Source organism: Janibacter sp. CFPM2_SD2 (genome assembly GCF_057364645.1).
Genome location: NZ_JBNFOF010000134.1, coordinates 1 through 8,662, shown reverse-complemented (window position 1 = coordinate 8,662; position 8,662 = coordinate 1). Strand labels below are relative to the sequence as shown.

The window sequence follows — 8,662 nt, the reverse complement described above, 5'->3', positions numbered from 1 at the left end:
CCGAGGTGCACCCGGCGCTCGTGCGCAGCTTCCGCCGCGAGACGGCCCCCGGCGGCATCCCGTGGGAGGTCGCCGTCGAGCTCGAGCGCTCCCCGCAGATGTGGTCGCTGCGCCGCAAGCACAACTGACGCTGCGGCCCTGCTGCGCGGGTGCAGGCTCCTGCGCCGTCCGCCGGCGCAGGGCTTGGGGGTGGCCCTAAGAAGAAGTCCGGCCGCTTGGAATGACCTCTCACGTGATGCGGGGAGCCGGACTTCTTCATGAGTCGGGCCGACCCCCAACCCTGCGCCCGCTCCTGACGTGCCCCTCCCCCAGCCCTGCGCCCGCGCAGCCACACCCACGACTGGCGGCGCAGCGTCAGGCCTGGCCGATGTCGTGGAGCAGGTCGGTGAACCAGGGGGTGGTGGGGTCGAAGGCGCCGCCGCCGGCGATGCGGTCGTGCTCGATGACCCGCAACTCGTCGCCGCGCTCGCGGTCCTGGCCGACGACGCCCGAGCGGCCGTCGAGGGCGGCGTCGACCGCGAGGTTCGTGCAGCGCGCGATGAGCTCGAGGTCCTCGGCATTGGGCGCGGCCGAGCGGGCGAAGTAGCCGGACTTCCACACCTTCGACTTGTCGGCACCCAGCCGCTCGGCGAAGGCGGAGGCGAGGTAGTCGCCGGGGTTGATCTCGTCGAGGCGCACGTGGCCGAAGGCGTCGCGCGGCACCTGCTCGCCGCGCTCCTCCATGGCCGCGACGATGTCGTCGACGCCGGCCCCCTCGGCGACGAAGAGGTTGACGCAACCCAGCTCGTCCATGACCGCGGCCAGGCGCCTCCCTTCGGCCTCGAGGTCGAGGGGCAGCTCCGGCAGGTAGACACCGTGGACGTCCCAGCGCCGCGGGTCGTTGCCCAGCGCCGGGGCGAAGTCACGCCCGGCGAGGTCGGCCCGGTAGCGCCGGGCGGTCTCGGCGGTCAGCCACCCGCTGTGCCGACCCATGACCTCGTGGACGACGAGCATGCGGGGGTTGGACGAGTGCTCACCGATGACATTGCGCGCGAAGAGCGCGCCCTGCTCGGCGGCCGTCCACGCGCCGAGGCTCTGCCGGATCGGGACGATGTCGTTGTCGATCGTCTTGGGCAGGCCGATGACCCGCAGGTCGCGACCGGTATCGGCGAGGTGGCGGGCCAGGTCGGCGGCCGTGGTGTTGGTGTCGTCGCCGCCGATCGTGTGCAGCACGTCGACCCCGTCGGTGGCCAGCTGCTCCGCGGCGACGCGAAGGGGGTCCTCCCCCGCCTGCACGAGGCCACGCCGCACGCAGTCCTGCGCATTCGTCAGCTTGACCCGGGAGTTGCCGAGCGGTGACCCGCCGAAGGCATGGAGCCGACCGGCCTGGGCGCGGCCCTCGGGCGTGATCTCGACGCTGCGCCCGGTGAGCAGGCCGGCGTAGCCGTCGAGGTAGCCGATGATCCTGGTCTGCGGGGCGAGCTGCGTGTAGCGCTCGATCAGCCCGCCGACGGCCGAGGAGAGGCACGGCGCGATCCCACCGGCGGTGAGGATCGCGACCGTGCCGACGTTCACTTCTTCTCGCCGCAGGGCACCTGGATCGTCTCTGCGGGCCGGACGTAGGGCTTGACCTGAGGCACCGAGGACTCGGGCTTGAGGCCCTTCCACTTGTTGCCGATGACGAGGTCGACCTTGGCGCTCGTGCGGTCGTCCTTCTGCAGCTGGGCGCCGGAGATCTGCTGCGCGAGACGCTTGGCCGCACGCTGCCCCTCGGGGCCGAAGCGGATGACGGCGACCTCCTTCTCCAGGAAGGACATCTGCGGGTCGTTGCCCGTCGAGCGGATCTTGAACTTGCGGTCCTTGAGCTCGCCGGCGACGTCGGAGGCCAGGCCCTCCTGCCACGTCGTGTTGTAGACGTTGAGGGTGATCTCGGAGGGCGCGGGCAGCGGCGGGTCGGGCTCCTTGACGAGCTTGTCGTAGCCGTAGCCGAGGACGAGCTGGACGCTGTCGCCGGGGCGGGCGTCGTTCCACGTCTTGGAGCCGGGGATCTGCTTCTGCAGCAGCAGCGCGTTGTCACGCCCGTCGGGGCCGTAGTAGATCGTCGCGGCGCCCTTGACGTAGACCGAGCTGTCGGCATTGCCCACGGAGGCGATCTTGAAGTCACGCAGCGTCAGCTCGCGGGCGACATCACTGCCGAGGCCGTTGGTGTCGTTGCTGTTGAGCAGGGTGATGTCGAAGGAGTCGCGCTCGGGGGCCGGCTTGCTCACCGAGGTGCAGGCCGGCTGCGACTGACCGCCGACGAGACCGGTGCCGTAGGCCGTGGCCACCGTCGCGGTGCCGAGCAGGAGACCGGGAAGCGTGACGAAGAGCAGCAGTCGGCGCCGCCGCTGCCGACGGTAGTGCTGGGCGGCCGAGCCCTCGAGCTCGTCGAATCCCACAACCCGGTACGAGGCCGGCCCCTGATCCTGCGGTTCCACTCCCTGCTGCCTTTCCTCTCTCATCTACAGCTCCCCTGCGGTCCAGTATAGGTGGTGACATCTTTCACTTTGACCCCACCAGTCACACAAGTCACAGCTGCGGATCGTTCTCCGACCGAGACCGAAGGGGGGACCCGCAGCGGCCGTCGTCGGCCGTCACCATGGTTGACGCCCGGGGTGACCGCAGGGTTGCGTGCGGGTCACCAGTCGGCGACGACGTGCGGTGGGTGGGGGTCCGCTGCGGTGCGGCCAGCGCGGTGACCGTCGGCGTCAGCCGGAGATCTGCGCGGCGACGAGCTCGGCGACGCTGAGCATCGCGGAGGCACCGCGCCGGGTGGTGTCGGCACTGACGAACATGTCGACGTGGTGACCGGCCCCCTTCGGCTGCCGGATCCGACCGACGAAGCGCGGGTCGATGCCGACGCTGTCCACCGGGGTCGGCACCTCCCCCGTCTCCTCGTCGAGGTGGACCAGCGACGGGGCCGCGACGCAGGCCGCGCGCACCTTGTCGATCGCCACCGGCCGCGCACACCGGGCGTGCAGGGCCATGGAGTGCGCGAGCACGACCGGCACCTGGACGAGAGTCGCGACGACCGGGACCGACTCGGCGAGGCCGAGGATCTTGCGCACCTCGTCGCCCACGGCCAGCTCGGCGGAGGTGAATCCCCCTTCGCCGGGCTGGCCGACCCAGGGGACGACGTTGAGCGCCAGCGGCGCCGGGAAGGGCGAGCCGACCGGCAGGTCGGAGACCGGCCGCCCGCACGTCGCCGGGGTGCTGACCGATCGTCGGCTCGCCGGCGACCGTGTGCAGCTCCTCGCGCAGGCGGGCGACGCCGCGGTCGGACTTCGAGACCGCCGCGATGAGGCCGGTGACGACGAGGTGCTGCAGCTCCCAGCCCTGGTGCAGGACGTGGGCGGCGTCGATCAGACCCCAGGTGACCGGGCCCGGCAGGGCGACGATGCCCTTGGGGCGCTCGGCGACGAGCTGGGTGTTGATGCCCGGCACGACGAGCGGGACCTCGGGGTCGGAGCGGAAGGCCGCGCTCGCGTCGACGACCACGGCCCCGGCCGCAACGGCTCGCGCCGCCCACTCGGGGGTGATCTCGGGCGCGAGGTTGAAGAGAGCGACGTCCACGCCCTCGAAGGAGTCCTCGTGCAGGGACTCGATGGTCTGCTCCTGCCCGCGGATGCTCAGCGTCCGCGTGCTCACGCCCGGCGCGAGGAGACGGATCTCGCCCCACGGGTCGGCCCGCAGGGCGAGGGCGGAGGCTAGCGCCTCCGCGAAGCGTCCCGTCGCCCCCACCAGGGCCAGCGTGGGCCCGGTGGACGGCGACGGGAGCGGGGTCACCGGCCGGTGCCCCCGTAGACGATCGCTTCGCCGTCCTCGGAGTCGAGGCCGAAGGCGGTGTGCAGCGCCGCGAGCGCGTCGTCGAGCTGGTCGGCGCGGGTGACGACCGAGATGCGGATCTCGGAGGTGGAGATCATCTCGATGTTGATCCCCGCGTCGGCGAGCGCCCGGAAGAAGGTCGCGGAGACACCGGGGTTGGTCCGCATGCCGGCACCGACGAGCGAGAGCTTGCCGATCTGGTCGTCGTACTGGATCGAGGAGAAGCCGACCTCGTCCTTCGTCCCCATGAGCGCCTGGACGGCGCTCTGGCCGTCGGTCATCGGCAGCGTGAAGGAGATGTCGGTGCGGCCGGTGTCGGCCTCCGAGACGTTCTGCACGATCATGTCGATGTTGACCTGGGCCTCGGCGACCGTGGTGAAGATCTGGCCCGCGCGACCCGGCTCGTCGGGCACGCCGACGACGGTGATCTTGGCCTCGCTGCGGTCGTGGGCAACACCCGCGATGATCGGTTCTTCCATGTCCTCGGCTCCTTCGGCGTCGGGGGGCAGGACCCACGTGCCCTCCTTCGAGGAGAAGGACGAACGCACGTGGATGGGCATGTTGGAGCGGCGCGCGTACTCGACGCACCGCAGGTGCAGCACCTTGGCACCGCTGGCAGCCATCTCGAGCATCTCGTCGTGCGAGATGCGGTCGATCTTGTGGGCCTTGGGCACGATGCGCGGGTCGGCGGTGAAGATGCCGTCGACATCGGTGTAGATCTCGCACACGTCGGCCTCGAGCGCGGCGGCCAGGGCGACCGCCGTCGTGTCGGAGCCGCCGCGACCGAGGGTGGTGATCTCCTTGGTCCCCTGGCTGACGCCCTGGAACCCGGCGACGATGACGATGTGCTTGTCGCCGAGGGCCTCGGTGATGCGGCCGGGGGTGACGTCGATGATCTTCGCCTTGCCGTGGGAGGTGTCGGTGATGACACCCGCCTGGCTGCCGGTGAAGGAGCGCACGCTGTGCCCGAGGTCGGCGATCGCCATGGCGACCAGCGCCATCGAGATGCGCTCACCGGCGGTCAGCAGCATGTCCATCTCGCGCGGCGGCGGGACGGGGCTGACCTCCTCGGCAAGATCGAGCAGCTCGTCGGTCGTGTCACCCATGGCGGAGACGACGACGCACACGTCGTTGCCCGCCTTCTTCGTCTCGACGATGCGGTGGGCGACGCGCTTGATGCTCTCGGCATCAGCGAGCGACGAACCGCCGTACTTCTGGACAACCAGGCTCAAGAGAACTCCGTGGGGATCTCGCGGGTCCGGCCCGGGGGCGGACCGGCACGACCCCCCGAGGATAACGACCCCGACGCCCTCACCCGAGTCGAGTCCACGCCGCAGACCGGTGCGCACACTAGGTTGTGGCCATGACCACACAGGGGATCGTCGTCGAGCACGCCCGACGTGCCTTCGGCCCGGTCCTCGCCGTCGACGACATCTCGCTCGTCGCCCGCCCCGGTGAGGTGACGGCGCTCATCGGGCCCAACGGCTCCGGCAAGACGACGCTCATGCTCATACTCGCGAGCCTGCTCGTGCCCGACCACGGCTCGATCCGGGTCGACGGCTTCGACCCGGTGACGCAGCCCACCGAGGTGCGCCGGGCGCTGGGCTGGATGCCCGACGGCTTCGGCACGTGGGACACGCTGCGGGTCCGCGAGGTGCTCGAGATCGTCGCCTCGGCCTACCGCATCCCCGCCGGCACCGCCCGGGAGCGCATCGCCTCGCTCCTGCGGCTGGTCCACCTCGACGACCTCGCCGAACGGCCGGCCCGGGTGCTCAGCCGCGGGCAGAAGCAGCGTCTGGGCCTGGCCCGGGCCCTCATCCACGACCCGAGCGTGCTCGTGCTCGACGAGCCCGCCTCCGGGCTCGACCCCCGCTCCCGCATCGAGCTGCGCGACATCATGCGTGACCTGGCCGAGCAGGGGCGCACGGTCCTCGTGAGCAGCCACATCCTCACCGAGCTGCAGGAGATCGCCGACAACGCCGTCATCGTCGCCGGCGGCCGCAGCATCCAGAGCCAGGGCATCGCGGCGCCCGCAGGCGTGCTGACCTATCGCATCACGGCGGGCAGCCTCGAGGTCCTCGAGCGGGCGCTGCTCGACCTCGGCCACCGGCCCACCCGGGCCAACCGCGCGCTCGAGGTGACCCTGGCCGACGAGATCGCCGCGACCGACCTGCTGCGCGCCCTCGTCACGGCCAACGTGCCGGTCACGGCCTTCGCCCCGGCCCAGGGATCCCTCGAAGCCGCCTACCTCGCTGTGACGGAGGACCGCCAGTGACCATCTCGGGAGTCCTCACCGTCGCTCGGCTCGAGCTCATGCAGCGATTCCGCGGCGCCCGGTGGTACATCGCCTTCGTCCTGTGGTTCGCCGGCATCGCGGGCATCGCCATGCTCACCTGGCTCGCGCTCGCCGACTCCGAGACGGCCGTCGGGTCGATCACCTTCGACGTCGTCCTCTTCTTCGTGCTCGGGCTCAGCCTGCTGATCATGCCGGCGCTGACCGCCACGTCGGTCAACGGCGACCGTGATGCCGGCGTGCTCGCGACCCTGCAGACCACCCTGCTGACGTCCACGGACATCATCCTCGGCAAGCTGCTCGCCTCGCTCGTGATGGCGGCGACCTTCCTCGCCCTCGCGGCACCCTTCCTCGTCCTCGCACTCTTCCAGGGCGGCGTCGGCCTGCTCGGCGCGGCCCGGGTGCTCCTCGTCCTCGGCATCATCCTGCTGACGGTCTGCGCCCTCGGCCTGATGTACTCCACCCTCGTCGCCCGCCCCGTCGGCTCGGCGGTGCTCACCTATCTCACCGTCGCCGGGCTGAGCTTCCTCACGCTCATCCTCTTCGCGATGTCCACCCCCTTCGTCAGCGACCAGGAGCCGGCGCGGATCCACGGGCAGCGCTACGACGTCTCGGCCCCGACCGGCCCGCCCCGGTGCGAGGACTACACCGAGCTGCGCCACGTGGTCCACACCGAGCGCACGTGGTGGCTGCTCGGGGTCAACCCCTTCGTCATCGTCGCCGATGCGGCGCCGCACGACCTGGGCGACGACGCGGCGAGCGGCTTCACCCCGTTGCGCTGGATCTCCTACGGCACCCGCCTGGCCAAGGCCGGACCGCCCGAGGTGCGCGACGAGTGCTACCTCGACGGCGGCTCGACCACGGACGGCGAGGCCCGGGTGGCCGACGAGTTCCCGGCGTGGCCGGTGGGTCTGGCGATCTACGTGCTCGCCGCTGCGGGCGCGACGGCCATCGCGATCCGTCGGGTGCGCACCCGATCCGGCGCCTGCCCAGCGGGACGCGCGTGGCCTGAGGACCGCACTTCGGCGCCTGCCTCGGCCACAGGGCCACAGCAGGCGTGCGGTCAGGAGTGCAGGGCGTCGAACTCCGCCTCGCCGACCACGTCGGCGTCGGCGTCCAGGCGCAGGTGCGCGAGCAGGGTCTGCAGGACTCGCACCGCCATGGCCGCGCGGTCGCCCCAGTCGGCGAGATAGCTGTACTGCCACCACCACAGGGCCTCGACCGGACGACCCGCGTCGTGGTGGGCCAACCCGTGGGCGAGCGCAGCGGCCACGACGGCGAGGTCGTTGCTCAGGGACCCGCCCGCCGTCTCGGTCGAGGTGACCGGGTCGACGACGTCGGCGTACTCGTCGACCCCGTCGAGCAGCTGGGCCAGACCGGCGCGCAGCGGGTCCATCTCGGTGTCGGGCCCGGGGTCACGCTCGAAGCGCTCCTCGAGGACGACGTCGGCGATCGCCCCGAGGCGGGCACCCACGAGCTGGACCTGGCTCGTCGTGAGCAGCAGCAGCGGGATGGCGCTCTCGGGTGCGGCACCGGAGGCGATGTCGGCGAGCGTCCCGAGCCAGGCTCGCGCCTCGGCGGCGCACTCGTCGGCCAGGAGCGTGGTGTCGTCAGGCATTGAGCAGCTTCCTCCCCTCGAAGGCACGCCCCAGCGTGACCTCGTCGGCGTACTCGAGATCGCCGCCGACCGGCAGGCCGGAGGCGAGGCGGGTGACCCGGATGTCGAAGGGGGTGAGCAGCGCGCCGTGTAGGAGGCCGTGGCCTCACCCTCGAGGTTGGGGTCGGTGGCGATGATGACCTCGCGCACGGTCCCGTCGGACAGACGGGACATGAGCTCGGTGAAGCGCAGGTCGTCGGGGCCGACCCCGTCCATGGGGCTGATCGCCCCGCCGAGGACGTGGTAGCGACCACGGAACTCGCGGGTCCGCTCGATCGCGACGACGTCCTTGGGCTCCTCGACGACGCAGATCGCACTGGAGTCGCGGCGCGGGTCGGCGCAGATGCGGCACTGCGTGCCCTCGGCGACGTTGCCGCAGGTCTCGCAGAAGGCGACCTTGTCCTTGACCTCGCTGAGGGTCTGGACGAGTCGCTGCACGTCCTGCGGGTCGGCCTGCAGCAGGTGGAAGGCGATGCGCTGGGCACTCTTGGGGCCGACCCCGGGGAGTCGCCCGAGCTCGTCGATCAGGTCCTGGACCACGCCTTCGTACACCCCTCGACCCTACGCCCCACGAGGGACAGCGCGGGACACCGAGGGCGGTGCGCCGCGGTCTACTCCTCGCGGATGACGGTGCCGCCGAGGATGCGCTCGATGACCGCAGGGCCGGCCGTGCCCGCCTCGACGATGTCCTCGTCGTCGTCGCTCACGGACGAGTCGTCGGGCTCACGCGGCTCCGGCTCCGGCTCGACGGGGTCGGGAGCGGGCGCCGTGGCCCACGCCGGTGCGGCCGAGCGCCGCCTGGCTGCCCCAGTCGGCGCCGGCAGGGCCATTGCTGGGCGCGGCCACGCCGATGTCGGCCGCCGGTGCCG

The 8,662-nt window shown here is 71.7% G+C and carries 5 protein-coding genes and 3 pseudogenes; 1 reads left to right on the top strand and 7 read right to left on the bottom strand.

Translation table 11 applies throughout. The features are described from left to right. Positions 1 to 354: 354 nt before the first annotated feature. The 5 genes and pseudogenes from AC2W7J_RS12495 to AC2W7J_RS12475 form a co-directional block, all read right to left on the bottom strand. Positions 355 to 1,554: a pyrophosphate--fructose-6-phosphate 1-phosphotransferase gene (locus AC2W7J_RS12495; protein WP_427801474.1), complete on the bottom strand. Its 1,200-nt coding sequence runs from the start codon at positions 1,552 to 1,554 to the stop codon at positions 355 to 357. After that, positions 1,551 to 2,417, bottom strand: coding sequence for a LytR C-terminal domain-containing protein (locus tag AC2W7J_RS12490; protein WP_421009137.1), 867 nt, complete (start codon positions 2,415 to 2,417; stop codon positions 1,551 to 1,553). The genes AC2W7J_RS12495 and AC2W7J_RS12490 overlap by 4 nt, the downstream gene beginning before the upstream one ends. Positions 2,418 to 2,726: 309 nt before the next feature. Then, entirely contained in the window at positions 2,727 to 3,167 is a 441-nt protein-coding gene (locus AC2W7J_RS12485) for an Asd/ArgC dimerization domain-containing protein (protein ID WP_485982746.1), read from the bottom strand. 328 nt (positions 3,168 to 3,495) lie between these two features. After that, positions 3,496 to 3,759: pseudogene (locus AC2W7J_RS12480) on the bottom strand (aspartate-semialdehyde dehydrogenase); the annotation flags it as partial. A 41-nt stretch (positions 3,760 to 3,800) separates the two neighbouring features. Continuing rightward, complete coding sequence (locus AC2W7J_RS12475; protein WP_255184404.1) at positions 3,801 to 5,075, bottom strand: aspartate kinase; 1,275 nt, start codon at positions 5,073 to 5,075, stop codon at positions 3,801 to 3,803. A 131-nt stretch (positions 5,076 to 5,206) separates the two neighbouring features. Between AC2W7J_RS12475 and AC2W7J_RS12470 the strand changes: the two genes are divergently transcribed. Continuing rightward, on the top strand, positions 5,207 to 6,118 hold the full coding sequence (locus AC2W7J_RS12470) for an ABC transporter ATP-binding protein (protein ID WP_485982743.1): 912 nt from the start codon (positions 5,207 to 5,209) through the stop codon (positions 6,116 to 6,118). A 1,081-nt stretch (positions 6,119 to 7,199) separates the two neighbouring features. Here AC2W7J_RS12470 and AC2W7J_RS12465 read toward each other — a convergent pair. Further along, positions 7,200 to 7,673: pseudogene (locus tag AC2W7J_RS12465) on the bottom strand (DUF5063 domain-containing protein); the annotation flags it as partial. A gap of 73 nt (positions 7,674 to 7,746) precedes the next feature. Then, positions 7,747 to 8,345 (bottom strand): annotated as a pseudogene (recR, locus tag AC2W7J_RS12460) (recombination mediator RecR). Positions 8,346 to 8,662 lie beyond the last annotated feature (317 nt).

Excerpts from the sequence above, each read along its gene's own strand:
- AC2W7J_RS12470 (WP_485982743.1), top strand. The coding sequence starts at position 5,207 with ATGACCACACAGGGGATCGTCGTCGAGCACGCCCGACGTGCCTTCGGC.